This window comes from Pseudomonas sp. PL-6, from assembly GCF_054110165.1.
Genome location: NZ_CM134189.1, coordinates 3,913,461 through 3,929,380, shown reverse-complemented (window position 1 = coordinate 3,929,380; position 15,920 = coordinate 3,913,461). Strand labels below are relative to the sequence as shown.

General features: G+C 69.2%; 18 protein-coding genes. 12 read left to right on the top strand and 6 right to left on the bottom strand.

The genetic code is table 11. The features are described 5' to 3' along the window. Positions 1-54: 54 nt before the first annotated feature. From ACW9UL_RS16875 to ACW9UL_RS16860, 4 genes are all read right to left on the bottom strand, one after another. Positions 55-1,014 carry an HlyD family secretion protein gene (locus ACW9UL_RS16875; protein ID WP_457787727.1) on the bottom strand — a complete coding sequence of 320 codons (960 nt, stop codon included), beginning with the start codon at positions 1,012-1,014 and terminating at the stop codon, positions 55-57. A gap of 3 nt (positions 1,015-1,017) precedes the next feature. Further along, positions 1,018-1,371 carry a DUF3302 domain-containing protein gene (locus ACW9UL_RS16870; RefSeq protein WP_457787726.1) on the bottom strand — a complete coding sequence of 118 codons (354 nt, stop codon included), beginning with the start codon at positions 1,369-1,371 and terminating at the stop codon, positions 1,018-1,020. A 74-nt stretch (positions 1,372-1,445) separates the two neighbouring features. Continuing rightward, positions 1,446-2,117, bottom strand: coding sequence for a DUF3313 domain-containing protein (locus tag ACW9UL_RS16865; protein WP_457787725.1), 672 nt, complete (start codon positions 2,115-2,117; stop codon positions 1,446-1,448). A gap of 164 nt (positions 2,118-2,281) precedes the next feature. Further along, entirely contained in the window at positions 2,282-3,085 is an 804-nt protein-coding gene (locus tag ACW9UL_RS16860; protein ID WP_457787724.1) for a SirB1 family protein, read from the bottom strand. A 105-nt stretch (positions 3,086-3,190) separates the two neighbouring features. On the opposite strand from ACW9UL_RS16860, the gene ACW9UL_RS16855 reads away from it, so the two are divergent. The 4 genes from ACW9UL_RS16855 to ACW9UL_RS16840 all read left to right on the top strand — a co-directional run bounded on the left by ACW9UL_RS16855 (position 3,191) and on the right by ACW9UL_RS16840 (position 7,664). Beyond that, positions 3,191-4,213: a Leu/Phe/Val dehydrogenase gene (locus ACW9UL_RS16855; RefSeq protein WP_457787723.1), complete on the top strand. Its 1,023-nt coding sequence runs from the start codon at positions 3,191-3,193 to the stop codon at positions 4,211-4,213. Positions 4,214-4,316: 103 nt separating this feature from the next. Further along, on the top strand, positions 4,317-5,405 hold the full coding sequence (pdhA, locus tag ACW9UL_RS16850) for a pyruvate dehydrogenase (acetyl-transferring) E1 component subunit alpha (protein ID WP_457787722.1): 1,089 nt from the start codon (positions 4,317-4,319) through the stop codon (positions 5,403-5,405). 10 nt (positions 5,406-5,415) lie between these two features. Beyond that, positions 5,416-6,402, top strand: a complete 987-nt coding sequence (locus ACW9UL_RS16845) for an alpha-ketoacid dehydrogenase subunit beta (protein ID WP_457790979.1) — start codon at positions 5,416-5,418, stop codon at positions 6,400-6,402. Between the two features lie 155 nt (positions 6,403-6,557). Then, entirely contained in the window at positions 6,558-7,664 is a 1,107-nt protein-coding gene (locus tag ACW9UL_RS16840) for a dihydrolipoamide acetyltransferase family protein (protein ID WP_457787721.1), read from the top strand. 2 nt (positions 7,665-7,666) lie between these two features. On the opposite strand, the gene ACW9UL_RS16835 is transcribed toward ACW9UL_RS16840, so the two are convergent. Further along, positions 7,667-8,071, bottom strand: a complete 405-nt coding sequence (locus tag ACW9UL_RS16835) for a DUF488 domain-containing protein (RefSeq protein WP_457787720.1) — start codon at positions 8,069-8,071, stop codon at positions 7,667-7,669. Positions 8,072-8,171: 100 nt separating this feature from the next. On the opposite strand from ACW9UL_RS16835, the gene ACW9UL_RS16830 reads away from it, so the two are divergent. Continuing rightward, positions 8,172-8,426, top strand: coding sequence for a hypothetical protein (locus ACW9UL_RS16830; RefSeq protein ID WP_457787719.1), 255 nt, complete (start codon positions 8,172-8,174; stop codon positions 8,424-8,426). Positions 8,427-8,480: 54 nt separating this feature from the next. Here ACW9UL_RS16830 and ACW9UL_RS16825 read toward each other — a convergent pair whose 3' ends face one another. Beyond that, on the bottom strand, positions 8,481-8,744 hold the full coding sequence (locus ACW9UL_RS16825; protein WP_457787718.1) for a YebG family protein: 264 nt from the start codon (positions 8,742-8,744) through the stop codon (positions 8,481-8,483). Positions 8,745-8,989: 245 nt separating this feature from the next. Here ACW9UL_RS16825 and ACW9UL_RS16820 point away from each other — a divergent pair, with 245 nt between their 5' ends. From ACW9UL_RS16820 to ACW9UL_RS16790, 7 genes are all read left to right on the top strand, one after another. Then, entirely contained in the window at positions 8,990-9,493 is a 504-nt protein-coding gene (locus ACW9UL_RS16820; RefSeq protein ID WP_457787717.1) for a sigma-70 family RNA polymerase sigma factor, read from the top strand. After that, a complete protein-coding gene (locus tag ACW9UL_RS16815) occupies positions 9,490-10,431 on the top strand; it encodes a FecR domain-containing protein (RefSeq protein ID WP_457787716.1) in 942 nt (313 codons plus the stop codon). Before ACW9UL_RS16820 ends, ACW9UL_RS16815 begins: the two co-directional genes overlap by 4 nt. Positions 10,432-10,519: 88 nt before the next feature. Beyond that, the gene (locus ACW9UL_RS16810) at positions 10,520-12,967 is read left to right on the top strand and encodes a TonB-dependent siderophore receptor (protein ID WP_457787715.1); all 2,448 of its coding nucleotides are present in this window, start codon (positions 10,520-10,522) and stop codon (positions 12,965-12,967) included. Between the two features lie 163 nt (positions 12,968-13,130). Then, on the top strand, positions 13,131-13,427 hold the full coding sequence (locus ACW9UL_RS16805) for a DUF3649 domain-containing protein (RefSeq protein WP_457787714.1): 297 nt from the start codon (positions 13,131-13,133) through the stop codon (positions 13,425-13,427). Next, complete coding sequence (locus tag ACW9UL_RS16800; protein ID WP_457787713.1) at positions 13,424-14,947, top strand: PepSY-associated TM helix domain-containing protein; 1,524 nt, start codon at positions 13,424-13,426, stop codon at positions 14,945-14,947. Before ACW9UL_RS16805 ends, ACW9UL_RS16800 begins: the two co-directional genes overlap by 4 nt. Further along, positions 14,944-15,267 carry a DUF3325 domain-containing protein gene (locus ACW9UL_RS16795; RefSeq protein WP_457787712.1) on the top strand — a complete coding sequence of 108 codons (324 nt, stop codon included), beginning with the start codon at positions 14,944-14,946 and terminating at the stop codon, positions 15,265-15,267. Before ACW9UL_RS16800 ends, ACW9UL_RS16795 begins: the two co-directional genes overlap by 4 nt. Before the next feature lie 146 nt (positions 15,268-15,413). Continuing rightward, complete coding sequence (locus tag ACW9UL_RS16790; RefSeq protein WP_021444933.1) at positions 15,414-15,908, top strand: phosphate-starvation-inducible protein PsiE; 495 nt, start codon at positions 15,414-15,416, stop codon at positions 15,906-15,908. Positions 15,909-15,920: the final 12 nt, after the last annotated feature.

Below are 15,920 nucleotides of genomic sequence, written 5' to 3'. Positions count from 1 at the left end.
ACTCCTCTGTGTCATGACGCGGCGCCTGTGCCAGGCGCCGCCGGGTTGCGGGCGTCAGTGGAACGGGAAGATGTAGTTCATCCAGGCGGCCATGCGCAGGAGCACCTTGCGCAGGATCGCCACATGGGGGAAGTGCTCGGAGTAGAGCGCCGCCTGACCATAGGCGCCGCCCGGTATCAGCTCCTTGTAGGGTTCGAAGGCCGGGTCGATGATTTCCAGCAACACCGGCACGCGTCCGGCCGGCATGGCGCCGGTGACGCCGATCAGGTGGCCGCCCGGCTGCACCTGGCCCTCGGCGATCACCGGTTGCACCTGCTTGACCCGCGCCTGGAACACCTGGCCGGGCAGGCCGTCGAGGGCGATCTCGGCGGAGTCGCCCAGGGTCAGGCGCAGCTGGCTGTTCTGGCGCATCCAGGCCACGTAGAAATATTCCTCGTGGGGAATGAAGATCGCCGACGGCCGCAGCGGCATCTTCACCGCATAGACGCCGGGGCGCAGCACCACCTGGGTCACGTAGCCGCGCGACGGCGCCCGCACCACCGTGTTGTCCAGCTCGAACTGGGCGATATTGAGCTGCGCCTGCAGATCGTCCACGCGCGCCGTGGTGATATCCACATCGCGCCGGTTGCCCAGATTGCGCCTGGCCAGTTCGCTGGCGCGGAACTGGTCGCCCTTGGCCGAGACCAGCTGGGCCTTGAGCGAGCGCACGCGGTTTTCGAAGGGTAGCGGGTCGATGCGGAAGATCACGTCGCCCTCTTCCAGCAGCTGGTTGCCGCGCACCGGCACCTCGATCACCTGGCCGCTCACCGCCGGCACTATGGGGGTGCTGACGAAGTAGCTGCGCGAGACCTCGGAATAGGGGTGGTTGTAGTTCATCAGGAAAATCAGCGTGCCGATCAGCACGATGCCACCCAGTACCGCGGTGGGCACCGTCCACTTGTTCAGCGGGATCTTGAAGATCTTGAAGATGGCGACGCAGATGGCGGTGTAGGTGAGTATCAGCAGCAGGTCCATGGCTCAGTCCCTCGCCTCCAATGGTGCTTCGGCGGGTGGCTGTTCCAGCGCATCCAGACGGGCCTGGAGCGCCGCCACCTGCTGTTCCAGCTGTAGCAGGCGCGCCGTATCCGCCTTGGCCGTGGTGGCGAAGCCCCAGCCGCGATCCTCGCGGTAGAGCGTCGCCCAGATCCACAGGAAGGGCCAGATCGCATGCAGGGTGAACAGGCTGACCCAGCCCGCCACATGAATGGCGTCCTGCTGGGGGTGGTTGCGATGCACCGCGATCTCGTAGGGAATATCGTGGATCGCGATGATGCCGTAGAACAGCACCACGGCGGCGAAGATCAGTACGCCCAAGGCGAAGTAGTCCAGCATGTTGCCTCCCTAATGCAGCTATTCTGCGTACGGCACCGCTCGGACGATCCGTAGCGGTGCCGGCAGAGCGGTTCTCAACGCTTGGCCTTGAGCTGCTCGACGGACTGGCGCATGTCGTTGGCCCAGACATCGATCACCGGCTTGACGTTGTCGAGGCTGATCACCTGCTCGTCGTTCTCCAGGTCCAGGCCGCTGCCCTTGCGTACCACCTGGGCGACGACGCGGCTGTTCTGCGCGTCGATGACCGCGGCCTCGACGGCGATCTCCACCTGCTGGTCGCGGGTGCCGGCCGCGGTGCTGGCGGCGGCCACCACCAGGGCGATGGGAATGACTTCGTAGGGCTTGAGGCCCTCGGTCGAGGCCGAGACCGCGGTGATGGCCGGGCGCAGCACCAGGGTGCCGGCCGTGGGCGAGTCGGTGAGCGGCATGACCTTGCTCAGCTCGCGGCGCAGCGCGGTGTCGAAGTAGCGAGTGATGCCGTGCAGGGTCTCCTGGGACAGACGGGCGCTGGGTTGCGGCTGCGGGTAGAACTGGCTGGGTTCCAGAAAGAGCTGGTTGTAGCGGGCGATCTGCAGATCCGGGTCGATCCAGCGCGCCACTTTGGCGCCGGACGGCGATTGCTGCTCGCTCAGGCGGCTGTAGTCCTGCAAGAAACCCGAATACTGCTCGGGGGCCACCAGGGTGCTGCTGCAACCGGCAGTGCTCAGAACGGCCGCCAACAGCGGCAAACCAAGGAGTCTTTGCATGCTATTTCCCTTCGTGGAGTCATTCGTGCGTTCGTGGTGTTCGCTGCGTTGGCAGAAGGCCGAACAAGCGAAAGTGTAGGCGGGAAATATCCAGTTACACGGGCCGGTCGAAAGATCGTGCGGGGCGCTGCAGAACGTTGCGCGGTTTGCCGCTCAGGCGCCGCTCAATGCAGCGCCGGCGCAACGTCCAGCGTGCGCAGGCGCTGGCTCAGCTGCAGGCGCAGGGCGGCGTCGTCGCACAACAGCAGGGCGCGTTCGAGGTCGTAGCGCTCGCCCTGTGGACAAGCCAGATTGCGGTAGATGTCGGCGCGCGCCAGATGGTCGACCATGCTCGCGGGACCTATCTGCAGCACCCGTTCGGCGTCCTTGAGGGCGGCCAGGTCGTCGTCCTGCTGCAGGTGCAACAGGCGCAGGTTGCGCGACAGACGTTGCAGCATGGCGCGGGCGTCGGCGCTGTGCAGGTGCGTGGCGCTGAGCGCGACATCCGGGCCTAGCTGGCGGTAGAGCAGTTCGCGGCAGTCGCGGGTATACAGGCGGCGACCGCCGCAGGGGTCGAGCAGGTGATCGGCGCCGGGCACGCGCAACAGGAAATGTCCGGGGAAGTTCACCCCCTGCAGGGGGATGTCCAGGCGCCGAGCCAGCTCCAGGGCGATCAGCGCCAGCAGCAGCGGTTGCCCGCGGCGGCGCCGCAGCACCTCGTGGAGCAGCGCATGGCGGGGGCGGGTGACGCCTTCGTCGTCTTCCTGAAAGTCCAGTTCGGCGAGCCGGCGCAACAGCGGCTGGGCCAGTTCGCGCGCCGGCAGGGCCGGCAGTCCGGCGCTGACCTGCAGCTGCAGGCCGTGCAGTTCGCCGAGCACCTGCGCCGGCTGTACTTGCCCATCGTGTTCGGCGGCGACCCACAGCGCCGCCTCGAACGGTTCGGGCGGATCGCGCTCCAGGCACAGCAGGCAGGCTTGGCGTGGGCTCATCGCTATCTCCGGTGACTCCTGCTCTTGTAGCCCTTCGGCCGATCCGCGTCCAGTCTCCGCCCAGCCACCTATACTGAGGCCTAAAGTCAGACCGGGAGCTCGCCCATGTTCAGCATGATGGAAGCCGCCCGCCTCGAGGCCCTGCACCTGGCGCAGGATCCGGCCACTGGCCTCAAGGCCGTCATCGCCATCCACAACACTCGTCTCGGCCCGGCCCTCGGCGGCTGCCGCTACCTGGCCTATCCCGACGAACAGAGCGCCATCCGCGACGCCATTCGCCTGGCCCAGGGCATGAGCTACAAGGCCGCCCTGGCCGGCATCGCCCACGGCGGCGGCAAGGCGGTGATCATCCGTCCACCCCACGTGGCCAACCGCGCGGCGCTGTTCGAGGCCTTCGGCCGCTTCATCGAGACGCTGAACGGGCGCTATATCACCGCCATGGACAGCGGCACCTCCAGCGTCGACATGGATTGCATCGCCCAGCACACCCGCCATGCCACCAGCACCACCAGCGAGGGCGATCCCTCGCCGCATACCGCGCTGGGGGTGTTCGCCGGGATTCGCGCCACCGCCCAGGCGCGCCTTGGCAGCGACGATCTGGAGGGGCTGCGCATCGCCATCCAGGGCCTCGGCAACGTCGGCTTCGCCCTGGCCGAGGAACTGCATGCGGCCGGCGCCGAGCTGCTGGTCAGCGACCTCGACCCCGGCCGGGTGCAGCTGGCGGTGGAGCAGCTCGGCGCCCATCCGGTGGCCAGCGAGGCGCTGCTCACCACCCCCTGCGACATCCTCGCGCCCTGCGGCCTGGGCGGCGTGCTCAACGGCCAGACCGTCGGCCAGCTGCGCTGCGCGGCGGTGGCCGGGGCGGCCAACAACCAGCTGGCCAACCCGGAGATCGCCGACGAGCTGGAGGCACGCGGCATCCTCTACGCGCCGGACTACGTGCTCAACGCCGGTGGGCTGATCTACGTCGCACTGCGCCATCGCGGCGAGGAACCGGCGGCGATCACCGCCCATCTGGCGCAGATCAGCCTGCGTCTGACCGAGATCTACGCCCATGCCCAGGCCGACAAGCGCTCCCCGGCGCGGGTCGCCGACCGCCTGGCCGAACGCTTGCTGTACGGGCCCTGAGGGCCCGCTGCGCGCGCCACGCCCACCCGCGCGGCGGCGCATCCGGCCCCAGGCCACCAGCCCGGGGCCAGCAAGGTGTCCACAAGATGCCGAGGAGACTGCCATGTCCGAACAGCCGAAACTGCCGCATACCCGCTACCTCGCCGCCGACGGCACGCCCTGCGCCGAGCTGCCGGCCTGGAGCGACGACTTCGAACTCCTGCTCCGCCTGTACCGGCAGATGTTGCTGACTCGCCTGTTCGACCAGAAGGCGGTGGCCCTGCAGCGCACCGGGCGCATCGGCACCTACGCGCCGACCATCGGCCAGGAGGCCATCGGCGTGGCCATCGGCGCGACCATGCGCCCTGACGACGTGCTGGTGCCTTATTACCGCGACACCGCGGTGCAGGTGATGCGCGGCGTGCGCATGGAGGAGATCCTGCTGTACTGGGGCGGCGACGAGCGCGGCAGCGCCTATGTCGACCCGGCGGTGGCCGAGGACTTCCCGCTCTGCGTGCCGATCGCCACCCAGGCCCTGCACGCCTGCGGCGTGGCCAGCGCGTTCAAGATCCGCGGCCAGCACCGCGTCGCCGTCACCACCTGCGGCGACGGCGCCACCAGCAAGGGCGATTTTCTCGAGGCGCTCAACGTCGCCGGCGCCTGGCAGCTGCCGGTGGTGTTCGTGGTCAACAACAACCAGTGGGCCATCTCGGTGCCGCGGCGCATCCAGTGCGGCGCGCCGACCCTGGCGCAGAAGGCGATCGGCGCCGGCTTCCCCGGCGAGCAGGTCGACGGCAACGACGTGCTGGCGGTGTACGACCGGGTGCAGGCGGCGCTGGAGCGGGCGCGCCAGGGCAAGGGGCCGACCCTGATCGAGTGCCTCAGCTACCGCCTGGGCGACCACACCACCGCCGACGACGCCACCCGCTACCGCCCGGCCGAAGAGGTCAAGCAGGCCTGGCGCGAGGAGCCGGTGGCGCGCCTGCAGGCCTTTCTGGTCAGCCAGGGCGTGTGGAATGCGCAGCGCGAGCAGGCCCTGGTCGGCGAGTGCCAGGCCGAGGTGCAGCGCGCGGTGGAGGCCTTCGAGGCGACGCCCATGCCGCCGGCCGAGGCGGCGCTCGAGCATGTCTACGGCCAATGGCCGCAGGCCCTGGCCGAGCAGCGCGAATGGCTGCGCGAGCGCGCCGCGCGGCGGGAGGTGGACCATGAGTGAGAAGCCAGCCATGAGCGAAAAGAAGGTCAGCCTGCTGGAAGCGGTCAACCTGGCCCTGCACCGGGCCATGGCCGAGGACGACAACGTGGTGCTGCTGGGCGAGGACATCGGCGTCAACGGCGGGGTGTTCCGCGCCACCGCCGGGCTGCGCGAGGCGTTCGGCTTCAAGCGGGTGATCGACACGCCGCTGGCCGAGACCATGATCGCCGGGCTCGGCGTCGGCATGGCGGCACAGGGGCTCAAGCCGGTGCTGGAGATCCAGTTCATGGGGTTTATCTACCCGGCCCTGGATCACCTGATCTGCCACGCCAGCCGCCTGCGCAACCGCACCCGCGGCCGCCTCAGTTGCCCGCTGGTGCTGCGCACGCCGATGGGCGCCGGCATCCGCGCCCCCGAGCACCACAGCGAGAGCACCGAGGCGCTGCTGGCGCATATCCCCGGCCTGCGCGTGGTCATGCCGTCTTCGCCGGCGCGCGCCTACGGCCTGCTGCTGGCCGCCATCGACGACCCCGACCCGGTGGTGTTCCTCGAACCCACCCGGTTGTACCGGATGAACCCGCAACCCTTGGCCGACGATGGCAAGCGCCTGCCGCTGGACAGTTGCTTCACCCTGCGCGAAGGCAGCGACCTGACCCTGATCAGCTGGGGTGCGAGCGTGCACGAGACGCTGCAGGCCGCCGACCGGCTGGCCGAGCGTGGCATCGCGGCCGAGGTGATCGACGTCGCCTGCGTCAAGCCGCTGGACCTCGACACCCTGGAGGCCTCGGTGCGCAAGACCGGGCGCTGCGTGATCGTCCACGAGGCGCCGAAGAGCTGCGCGGTCGGCGCGGAAATCGCCGCCAGCCTGTACGAGCGTGCGCTGCTCGACCTGCAGGCGCCGATCCAGCGGGTCGCTGCGCCGGATATTCCGCCGCCGCTGTATCGCCTGGAGCAGCTGTATATCCCTGGCGTCGAGGACATCCTCGCCGCCTGCGAGACGGTGTTGAACTATGCCTAGGGGCTGCCCTCTCCCCAGCCCTCTCCCATTAATGGGAGAGGGGGCCGGCCGCGACGTGGATTCTGGCGCGTGCGGCTTTTGCTCCCCTCTCCCGCATGCGGGAGAGGGGCCGGGGGAGAGGGTCTAGACGAGCAGAAGACCCAAGGAGCACCACGATGAAATATTTCAAACTGCCCGACCTGGGCGAGGGCCTGCAGGAAGCCGAGATCGTCGAGTGGCACGTCAAGGCCGGCGACCAGGTCAAGGCCGACCAGTTGCTGGTGTCGGTGGAAACCGCCAAGGCCATAGTCGATATCCCTGCGCCTTACGACGGGGTGCTGGTCAAGACCTTCGGCAGGGAGGGCGACATCCTGCATGTCGGCGAGCCGCTGGCTGCCTACGAGGGTGAAGCCGACGCCGGCACGGTGGTCGGGCGCCTGGAGGGCGGTGGCGAGGCCGGCGCGGACAGCTTTTTCGTCGGTGCCGCGCCGAGCACCCGCGAACACCTGGCGCCGCGCGCCACGCCGGCGGTGCGCCAGCTGGCGCGCCAGCTCGGCGTCGACCTGGCCACCGTGCCGGGCAGCGGCGCCGACGGCCTGATCACCCGCGCCGACGTCGAGGGCGCCAGCCAGGGCGCGCGCGAGCGCTTCGGCGGCGAGAAGCTGCGCGGCGTGCGGCGCAGCATGGCGCTGAACATGGCCCGCGCGCATGCCGAGGTGGTGCCGGTGGTGATAGTCGGCGACGCCGACCTGCATCGCTGGCGCGAGGCGCGCGACCCGTTGGTGCGCATCGCCCAGGCCATCGCGGTGGCCTGCGCGGCGGAGCCGGTGCTCAACAGCTGGTTCGACGGCAAGGGTTTGTCGATCAGGCGCCATGCCCAGCTCGACCTGGGCATCGCCGTGGATACCCCCTACGGCCTGTTCGTGCCGGTGCTGCGCAACGTCGGCGCGCGCAGCGCCGAGGATCTGAAAGAGGGCGTCGCGCGCCTGCGCGCCGACGTGCGCGCGCGCTCCATCCCGCCGCAGGAGATGATGGGCGCGACCCTGACCCTGTCCAACTTCGGCACCCTGTTCGGCCGCTACGCCAACCCGGTGGTGGTGCCACCGCAGGTGGCGATCATCGGCGCCGGCGGCATCCGCGACGAGCCGGTGGCGGTCGATGGCCAGGTGGTGGTGCACCCGATCCTGCCGCTGTCGCTGACCTTCGACCACCGCGCCGTCACCGGCGGCGAGGCGGCGCGCTTTCTCAAGGCGCTGGTCGAGGCGCTGCAGCAGCCGGATTGAACTCAAGCGCCGTCGAACTCACCCCGATAGCACACCGGCGAGCTCGGTGTGCCATGGAGCTCTAGCTCGTCCTCGAGAAACTCCGCCAGCACCCGGGCGTTGTTGTGCGCCTCGTCGCGGGCGGCATAGAGCAGGGTCAGGGGGCCGTCTGCGGCCCAGTGCAGCAGCTGTTGCCAGTGCTCGGGATGGCCGGCCAGTTCCTTACGATAGGCGCGGCGAAAATCCGCGAAGGCGCCGGCCTTATGACCGAAGGCCTTGCGCAGCTCGGCAGAGGGCGCCACCTGCGGCAGCCAGGCATCGAGATGCAGGGCGTCCTTGGCCAGACCGCGCGGCCACAGGCGGTCGACCAGCACGCGGCGGCCGTCGTCCGCGCCGTCGCCGAGATAAACCCGTTTGCACTGGATCATGCTGTGCCTCCTCGCCCAGAGCCTAGCCCATGACCCTGCGGCAATCCTGCACTTGGCGCCGCGGCGCCGCTGGATTAGCGTGGCGGCGAGGAGACATGCCATGGACTACTTCATCATCGTCGTCACCACGGCCGCCGGGCTGTACTTCCACTGGTGGCTGTATCGGCGCATCCGCCGGTGGAGCGACCGCGACCTGGCGCTGTCGCTGGCCGCAGGCGACGCGCCGATGCGCCAGTACATGCTCGAGCAGCTGGCCCGGGCGCAGCGCGAAGGCGTGCGCCGGCGCGAACTGCCGGCCTGGCTGGAACGCGCCGCGGCGCAGTACCGGGCGAGCGATAGCGGCGGAGCGGCTTGATGCTATGAAAAAAGCCCCGCGTCCAGGGCGGACGGCGGGGCCAGGGGGATAGGGTCACTCGTCGGCGGCGTCGCTTTCCAGCTCGTCGAGGGCATCGGGCTGGCTCTTGAACGCCTTGGCGAAGACCTCGCGATTCTTCGCCATGAAGATGCCCAGCTCCTCGCCCTGTTCCTCGCTCAGCGACGGCACCGCCTTGTGCAGCACCTGGCTGAGGCGCTCGGCCAGTTCCAGCATCTTGTCGTGACGGTCGGCTTCGGCCTTAACCATAAACAAGCGCTCCGGATCGCGGCTGCTGCGGTACACCACTTCGACGGCCATTCATCACCTCGTCTGCCTTCATGCGTGTCGATCAGTTTTTAACTGGTTATTTGTACAGTGCTGGCGAGCATAAAGAACTCGCTGCCGTTTGGCCAGCATTGAATGGCTCGGCATTCGCGGTAAGTCATGTCTTGGCCCCCTCGGGGCCTGAAAGGGCCGTGCCGCGCGATAAGGCAGAGTGACAGTATTTTTCAAATGCAATATATTCGCATTCGCTCTTTACTGTCTCTTGGAACATTCCAGCGATGGCCCACTCCGCTTCGAACGACTCCCTCGCCACGCTCTATCGCGGCCATCACGGCTGGCTGCTCGGTTGGCTGCGGCAGCGCCTGGGCTGCCCGCAGCAGGCGGCCGATCTGGCCCAGGACGCCTTCGTGCGCCTGCTGCTGCAGCGCGAGGCACCAGCGGTACGCGAGCCGCGGGCCTTTCTCGCCACGGTGGCGCGCGGCCTGCTGATCGATCATTACCGTCGCGCCAGCCTGGAGCGTGCCTATCTGGAGGCGTTGGCGCAGTTGCCCGAACCGCAGGTGCCCTCGCCGGAAAGCCAGGCGCTGGTCATGGAAAGCCTGGTGGCCATCGACCGCCTGCTCGACGGACTCAGGCCGGCGGTGCGCGAAGCCTTCCTGCTGTCGCAACTGGACGGCCTGACCTACCCGCAGATCGCCGAACGCCTGGGCCTGTCGGTCAGTTCCATCCAGCAGTACATGGCCCAGGCCTTCGCCCATTGTTACCGGGTGGCTTACCCATGAGCGCGCTGGACGAGGTGGTGCAACAGGCCATCGCCTGGCGCGTGTGGCTGGCCTCGGGAACCGCCACGGCGCAGGAGTGGCGGTTGTGCGCCGACTGGCGGGCGGCCGATCCGCAGCACGAGCAGGCCTGGCAGCGCCTGGAGCAACTGGGCCAGCCGTTCGCCGGGTTGTCCGCGCCGCTGGCTCGCCATGCGCTGGTCGGTGCGCAGGTGGATCGCCAGCGGCGGCGCAGCCTCAAGCAGCTGGGCCTGTTCGGCACCCTGGTGGCCGCGGGGGTGCTGGGCCAGCACCTGCAGCCCTGGCAGCCGTTGCTGGCGCAACAGCGCACCGGCACCGGCGAACGCCGCCGCCTGCAGTTGGCCGACGGCGGCACCCTGCACCTCAACAGCGATACCGCGCTGGATATCCACTATGGCGCCGAGCGCCGGCTGATCCAGCTGTACCAGGGCGAGATCCTGGTGCAGACCGCCGCTGATCCGCTCGGTCGACCGTTCCTGGTGAGTACCGAGCAGGGCCTGCTGCGCGCCCTCGGCACGCGCTTTCAGGTGCGTCAGCAGGCGGATACCTGCGAACTGGCGGTGTATCAGGGTATGGTCGAGGCACGGCCGTGGGGCGGCGTGACGCAGCGGGTCGAGGCCGGGCAGCGGGTAAGGCTGAGCGAAGGCGCGCTGCACGCGCTGGGCGCCGCCGATGTCGACCGCGGGCGCTGGGCAGACGGCCTGCTGGTGGCCCACGACATGCCGCTGGCGGAGTTTCTCGCCGAGCTGGGGCGCCAGAGACCGGGTGTGCTGCGCTGCGCGCCGGAGGTGGCCGGGTTGCGCATCTCCGGGGTCTTCCCACTGGACGACGGCGACCGTGTACTGGCGATGCTGGCCCGCACTCTGCCGGTGCGGGTGGTCTATCGCACCCGGTTCTGGGTCAGTCTGCAGGCCGCATGAAAATAATTCGCAGATTCTTTTGCAGGTTTTTCTCGTTCGTCCGGCTTCCCAGGCAATCGTTACCTAACGCTATGCCGAAGGAGTCGTCATGCCCCGCGTTGTTCGTCGTCCCCAGCCCCTGGCGCGTGCCGTACGCGCCGCGCTGCTGAGTCTAAGCCTGCCGCTGGCGCTGTCGCCCGCGGCGCCTGTGGCCTGGGCCGCACAGTCCTACCAGATCAGTGCCGGCGGCCTGGAGGCGGCGCTGACCGAGTTCGCCCGCCAGTCCGGCGTGCTGCTCAGTTTCGACCCGGCGCTGACCCGCGGCCGCAGCAGTTCCGGTCTGCAGGGCGAATACGGGGTGGCGCAGGGCTTCGCCCAGCTGCTGGCCGGCAGCGGCCTGCGCGTGGTGGCGGACGGACAGGGCGCCTATCGCCTGGAGCCGGCGCCGCGGGCGGCGTCCGGCAGTCTCGAGTTGCAGAGCCAGACCGTCACCGCCCAGCTTGCCGAGCGCGCCAATGGGCCGGTCGGCAGCTATGTCGCCACTCGTAGCGCCACCGCCACCAAGACCGACACGCCGCTGCTGGAAACCCCGCAGGCGATCAGCGTGATCAGTCGCGAGCAGATGGACGCGCGCGGCGTCACCACCCTCGAGGAGGCGCTGCGCTACACCCCGAGCATCAGCGTGCCCTACGGCTTCGACACCCGTTACGACTGGTTCAGCATCCGCGGTTTCGACGCCAAGACCCGGGTCTTCCGCGACGGCCTGGTGCAACCGGCCAGCACCTATGGCCTGCCGCGTCTGGACAGCTGGGCGCTGGAACGTATCGAGGTGCTGCGCGGCCCGGCCTCGGTGCTCTACGGCCAGGCCGAGCCGGGCGGTATCGTCAACCTGGTGAGCAAGCGGCCTAGCGAGACCGCGCACAACGAAGTGCGCGTGCGCGCCGGCAGCGACGACCTGGCGGAACTGGCCGGCGACTTCAGCGGGCCGCTGACGGACGACGGCAGGCTGCTCTACCGCGTGGTGATGCTCGGCAACGACGCCAATGCCCAGGTCGACAAGACCGGCATGCAGCGCCAGTTGCTGGCGCCGAGCCTGACCTGGCGCCCGAGCGCCGACACTGAGCTGACCCTGCAGGCCGCCTACCAGAAGGACGAAGGGCGCTACGGCTTCAGCACGCACTTCTCGCCCTACCTGCGCGAGGCCTTCAATCTGCCCTACGACCGTGACGCCGACTTCTTCGATGGCGAGCCGGACTTCAACGACTTCCAGCGCAGCTACTATTCGGTCGGCTATCAGCTGTCGCACCGTCTCGACGACACCTGGACCCTGCGGCAGAACCTGCGCTACGACGACGTCGACCTCGACTACAGCTATATCAATGCCTACGCCGCGCTGCCGTCCGACGGTCGCACCCTGCTGCGCAACGCCGGCATTCAGGACGAGCACATGAGCGGCTGGGGCGTGGACAACCAGGCCGAGGCCAGCTTCGCCACCGGCAGCGTCCAGCACAGGTTGCTGCTCGGCCTCGACTGGCGCCGCAGCCGCTCCAACGAGGCGGCCTACTACGGCGCCGCGGTGCCGCCGCTGGACCTGCTCGACCCGCAGTACGGCCGGCCGGTGGCGCCGCCGGGGATCGACCGCAAGCAGAGCCTGCTGGTGCGCCAGACCGGCCTCTACCTGCAGGATCAGCTCGAGTTGGGCGAGCACTGGCGGCTGCTGCTCGGCGGCCGCTACGACTGGGCGGTGAACCAGACCGACGACGCCCTGCGCGCCGACAGCAAGGCCACCAGCGAGGCCTTCAGCGGCCGTGCCGGACTGGTCTACCTGTTCGACAACGGCCTGGCGCCCTATGTCAGCTACAGCGAGTCGTTCAACCCGGTCAGCGGCAGCGACAGCCTGAGCGGCAAGCCCTTCGACCCGGAGCGCGGCAAGCAGTACGAGGTCGGGGTGAAGTACCAGCCCGAGGGCGCGCGCAGCTTCATCAGCCTGGCGCTGTTCGACCTGACCAAGCAGGACTACGTGCTCAACGATTCCAGTAGCGATCCGGGGCGCAGCCTGCGCCGCCAGGTGGGCGAGGTCAACTCGCGCGGCGTCGAGATCGAAGCGCTGGCCAGCCTGGCCGAGGGCCTGGACCTGACTGCCTTCTACAGCTACACCGACGCCTTCGTCAGCAAGAGTCCCAACCCCTGGGAGGAGGACAGCCGCCTGCCGCGCACCCCGCGCGACTCGGCCGGCGCCTGGCTCGACTACACCCAGCCGAGCGGTGCGCTCAAGGGCCTCGGCGGCGGCATCGGCGTGCGCTACGTCGGCGAGAGCCGGCATACCGGGCGCAACGCCGCGCTGGCGTTCAACCCCACACTGGAGCCCATCGTCAGCGTCGAGTCGGAGGCCTACAGCCTGGTCGACGCCAGCCTGCACTACCAGCTGGACGGCATGCGCCTGGCACTCAACGCCAGCAACCTGCTGGACAAGGAGTACGACACCTCCTGCAGCGAAGTGACCTGCTACTACGGCTATGGCCGCACCCTGACCGCCAGCGCCAGTTACAGCTGGTAAGTGGAACTGGCCGCCAGCTGGCGCCATTTCTACGACTGATATTTCAAATAAAAACACTTCTCACTAATATGTCGCCGGCCTACAGGCTGTTTCCATTCCTGTAGGCCGGCGCCCGGATTCGGGACGCCCGCCAGCGTTTCGATCATTCACAGACGAGCCGACCGTGAGCAAGCAACCTTCCCCGACCCCCTGGAGCATCGCCTCGCGAATACTCGCCGCGCTGTTCGGCGGCTATGCCCTGGCCTATGGCTTTACCGCGTTCTTCTCCGTCTACCTGCCGCTGGCGCGTGCCGACCGCGTGGTGTTCGCCAGCCTGCTGTGCTTCGCCGTATGGACCGCCGCGGTGATCTACGTGTTCGCCGCGCGCAGCGCCCTGCGCGCCTGGTCGCTGCCGCTCGGGCTGGCGCTGTTGCTGTGCCTGGCCGCCTTCCTTCCCGCCGAGTTCGGAGCGCGCCCATGAGCCTGCGTCAATCCATGGCCGGTTTGCACACCTGGGGCGGTCTGCTGCCCAGCTGGCTGTTGTTCGTCATCCTGTTCAGCGGCACTGTGGCCTGCTTCGACAAGGAGCTGGAGCGCTGGATGCGTCCGGCGCTGCACCAGCCGCAGGCGGCCACGCTGAGCGCCGAGCAGCTGCGCGGCTGGCTGCAGGGCAACGTCGCGGACCGGCTGCATGCCTTCTGGATGGTGCCGCCGAGCGCGCGCGAGCCCTTCTGGCAGCTGGCCTGGGAAGTGGACGGCAGCGAGCGCATCGAGCGCCGCGCCTTCGCCCCGCACAGCCTGCAACCCCTGCCCGAGACCCAGGGTGGCGACTTCTTCTTCAAGCTGCACTACGAGCTGCACGGCGGCATGGCCGGGCGCTACCTGGTCGGCCTGGCCGGCATGTTCATGCTGGTGGCGCTGGTCTCCGGGGTGATCATCCACCGGCGCATCTTCAAGGATTTCTTCACCCTGCGCCCGGCCGCCAACGGCCAGCGCGCCTGGCTGGATGCGCACAACCTGTTCGGCGTCGCCGGCTTGCCCTTCCACCTGGTGCTGGCCTACACCGGCGTGGCGGTCTTCGTCGCCTCCTACATGCCGGCCGGTGCCCAGGTGGCCTACAAGAGCGACATCGGGCACTTCTTCAGCGAGGTGATGGGCGGCTACCACCGCGAGGAGCTGCAGCGCCCGGCACCGGCGCCGGTTTCCCTCGATACGCTGGTCGAACGGGCGCGCGCCCACTGGCAGGGCGGTGAGCCGGGGCGGATCAGCGTGCATCACCCGCACGATGCCGCGGCGGTGGTGGAGATTCGCCGCGGCGACCGGTCGCGCATCGCCATCCCGGCCGACACCCTCAGCTTCGACGCGAGCAGCGGCGAGTTGCTCCACGTGCAGCGCGCGCCGGCCGGCTACGGCACTTACCTGTGGCTGGTCGGCCTGCACATGGCGCAGTTCGGCGGCGCCCTGGTGCGCGCGCTCTACCTGCTGCTGGGCTTGGCCGGCTGCGCCATGCTGGTGGCCGGCAGCCGGGTCTGGCTGAGCAAGCGCGCGGCCCGCGGCGGGCCTGGCATCGGCCTGGTGCGGGCGCTCAACGGCGCGGTGTTCGCCGGCCTGCCGCTGGCCAGCCTGACGCTGCTGTGGGGCAATCGGCTGCTGCCGGACGACCTCGCGGCGCGGGCCAGCGCCGAGGCCTGGGTGTTCGTCGCCAGCTGGGCGCTGCTGGCATTGTGGGCAGTGTGGCAGCGCCACAGCCCGCAGCTGCTGCGCCGGCAACTGAGCCTCGGCGCGCTGCTGGCGCTCGGTCTGCCGCTGCTGTCGGTGCTGCTCGCGCCGCAGGGCCATCTGCTGGCCAGCCTGGCGCGCGGCGACTGGGCACTGGCCGGGGTCGACGCGTTCCTGCTGCTCGCCGGCCTGCTCTGCGCCCTGTGCGCCTGGCGCCTGGGCGCGCAGCCTCAGGCCAGGCCGGTGCGCGCGCCGCGCGAGCCGGCCGCGGAGGGGCTGTGATGTTGCTCGCCTTCGCCCTGGGCTATCTCGGCATGCTCGCCCTGTGCCTGGCCATGCCGCGCCACCACAAAGCGCTGCTCGGCGGCGAGCCGGGACGCGCGCGTCAACGCGGCCTGCGCCTGGCTGCGGCATCCTGCTGCGGCCTCGCCCTGGGGCTGTGCAGCCTGTGTCAGGGCGGCGAGATCGGCGCGCTATTGTGGCTGTGCCAGTTGATGCTCGCCGTCTTGCTGCTGGTCGCCCTGCTGGCCTGGCGTCCGCGCTGGGCGCTGCCGGCCGCCGCGCCGCTGCTGGTCGCCGGGGGGCTCGGCTGGCTGCTGTAGCCGCCCTGCGGCAATCTGCGCCTGTGCCTTTTGCGCGTCCGCCGGCATCATCCTGAGGCTGGTGTTTTTCCTGCATGCACGAAGCCGGCGAGCCGCCATTTCGGTGGCTCGGGTCGTGATGTCGGGTCTTGGGGGGAGAAGTACGGATGAATTGGGCGGAACGTCTGCGCGCGGGCATGCATGGCCTGGCCGAGTCCTTGGGCAACCTGCTGATGGAGGCCTTCCACTACCTGGCGCTGTTCGCCATCGGCGCGATCACCGCCTGGGGCGGGGTGATGACCTTTATCGGCATGCTCGACAACGGCCAGATCACGGTGGACGACATCCTGCTGTTGTTCATCTACCTGGAATTGGCGGCGATGGTGGGGATCTACTTCAAGACCAACCACATGCCGATCCGCTTCATGATCTATGTGGCCATCACCGCGCTGACCCGCCTGCTGATCTCCGACATCTCGCACAACCACAAGCCGGACTGGGGCGTGGTGATGGTGTCTGGCGCCATCCTGCTGCTGGCCCTGGCGATTCTGGTGGTGCGCTATGCCTCGGCCCGCTACCCGGCGGTGGCCGCCCCGGCGGCGCGCGGCAAGGCGCGCAACCGCGCCGATGCCGAAGCCGAGCGCGACGACACCTCCGATTGAGGCGTAGGGTGG

What these genes read in the sequence shown, in the direction of transcription:
- ACW9UL_RS16875 (WP_457787727.1), bottom strand. Translation starts at nt 1,014, where the DNA reads ATGGACCTGCTGCTGATACTCACCTACACCGCCATCTGCGTCGCCATC.
- ACW9UL_RS16870 (WP_457787726.1), bottom strand. Translation starts at nt 1,371, where the DNA reads ATGCTGGACTACTTCGCCTTGGGCGTACTGATCTTCGCCGCCGTGGTG.
- ACW9UL_RS16865 (WP_457787725.1), bottom strand. Translation starts at nt 2,117, where the DNA reads ATGCAAAGACTCCTTGGTTTGCCGCTGTTGGCGGCCGTTCTGAGCACT.
- ACW9UL_RS16860 (WP_457787724.1), bottom strand. Translation starts at nt 3,085, where the DNA reads ATGAGCCCACGCCAAGCCTGCCTGCTGTGCCTGGAGCGCGATCCGCCC.
- ACW9UL_RS16855 (WP_457787723.1), top strand. Translation starts at nt 3,191, where the DNA reads ATGTTCAGCATGATGGAAGCCGCCCGCCTCGAGGCCCTGCACCTGGCG.
- pdhA (WP_457787722.1), top strand. Translation starts at nt 4,317, where the DNA reads ATGTCCGAACAGCCGAAACTGCCGCATACCCGCTACCTCGCCGCCGAC.
- ACW9UL_RS16845 (WP_457790979.1), top strand. Translation starts at nt 5,416, where the DNA reads ATGAGCGAAAAGAAGGTCAGCCTGCTGGAAGCGGTCAACCTGGCCCTG.
- ACW9UL_RS16840 (WP_457787721.1), top strand. Translation starts at nt 6,558, where the DNA reads ATGAAATATTTCAAACTGCCCGACCTGGGCGAGGGCCTGCAGGAAGCC.
- ACW9UL_RS16835 (WP_457787720.1), bottom strand. Translation starts at nt 8,071, where the DNA reads ATGATCCAGTGCAAACGGGTTTATCTCGGCGACGGCGCGGACGACGGC.
- ACW9UL_RS16830 (WP_457787719.1), top strand. Translation starts at nt 8,172, where the DNA reads ATGGACTACTTCATCATCGTCGTCACCACGGCCGCCGGGCTGTACTTC.
- ACW9UL_RS16825 (WP_457787718.1), bottom strand. Translation starts at nt 8,744, where the DNA reads ATGGCCGTCGAAGTGGTGTACCGCAGCAGCCGCGATCCGGAGCGCTTG.
- ACW9UL_RS16820 (WP_457787717.1), top strand. Translation starts at nt 8,990, where the DNA reads ATGGCCCACTCCGCTTCGAACGACTCCCTCGCCACGCTCTATCGCGGC.
- ACW9UL_RS16815 (WP_457787716.1), top strand. Translation starts at nt 9,490, where the DNA reads ATGAGCGCGCTGGACGAGGTGGTGCAACAGGCCATCGCCTGGCGCGTG.
- ACW9UL_RS16810 (WP_457787715.1), top strand. Translation starts at nt 10,520, where the DNA reads ATGCCCCGCGTTGTTCGTCGTCCCCAGCCCCTGGCGCGTGCCGTACGC.
- ACW9UL_RS16800 (WP_457787713.1), top strand. Translation starts at nt 13,424, where the DNA reads ATGAGCCTGCGTCAATCCATGGCCGGTTTGCACACCTGGGGCGGTCTG.
- ACW9UL_RS16790 (WP_021444933.1), top strand. Translation starts at nt 15,414, where the DNA reads ATGAATTGGGCGGAACGTCTGCGCGCGGGCATGCATGGCCTGGCCGAG.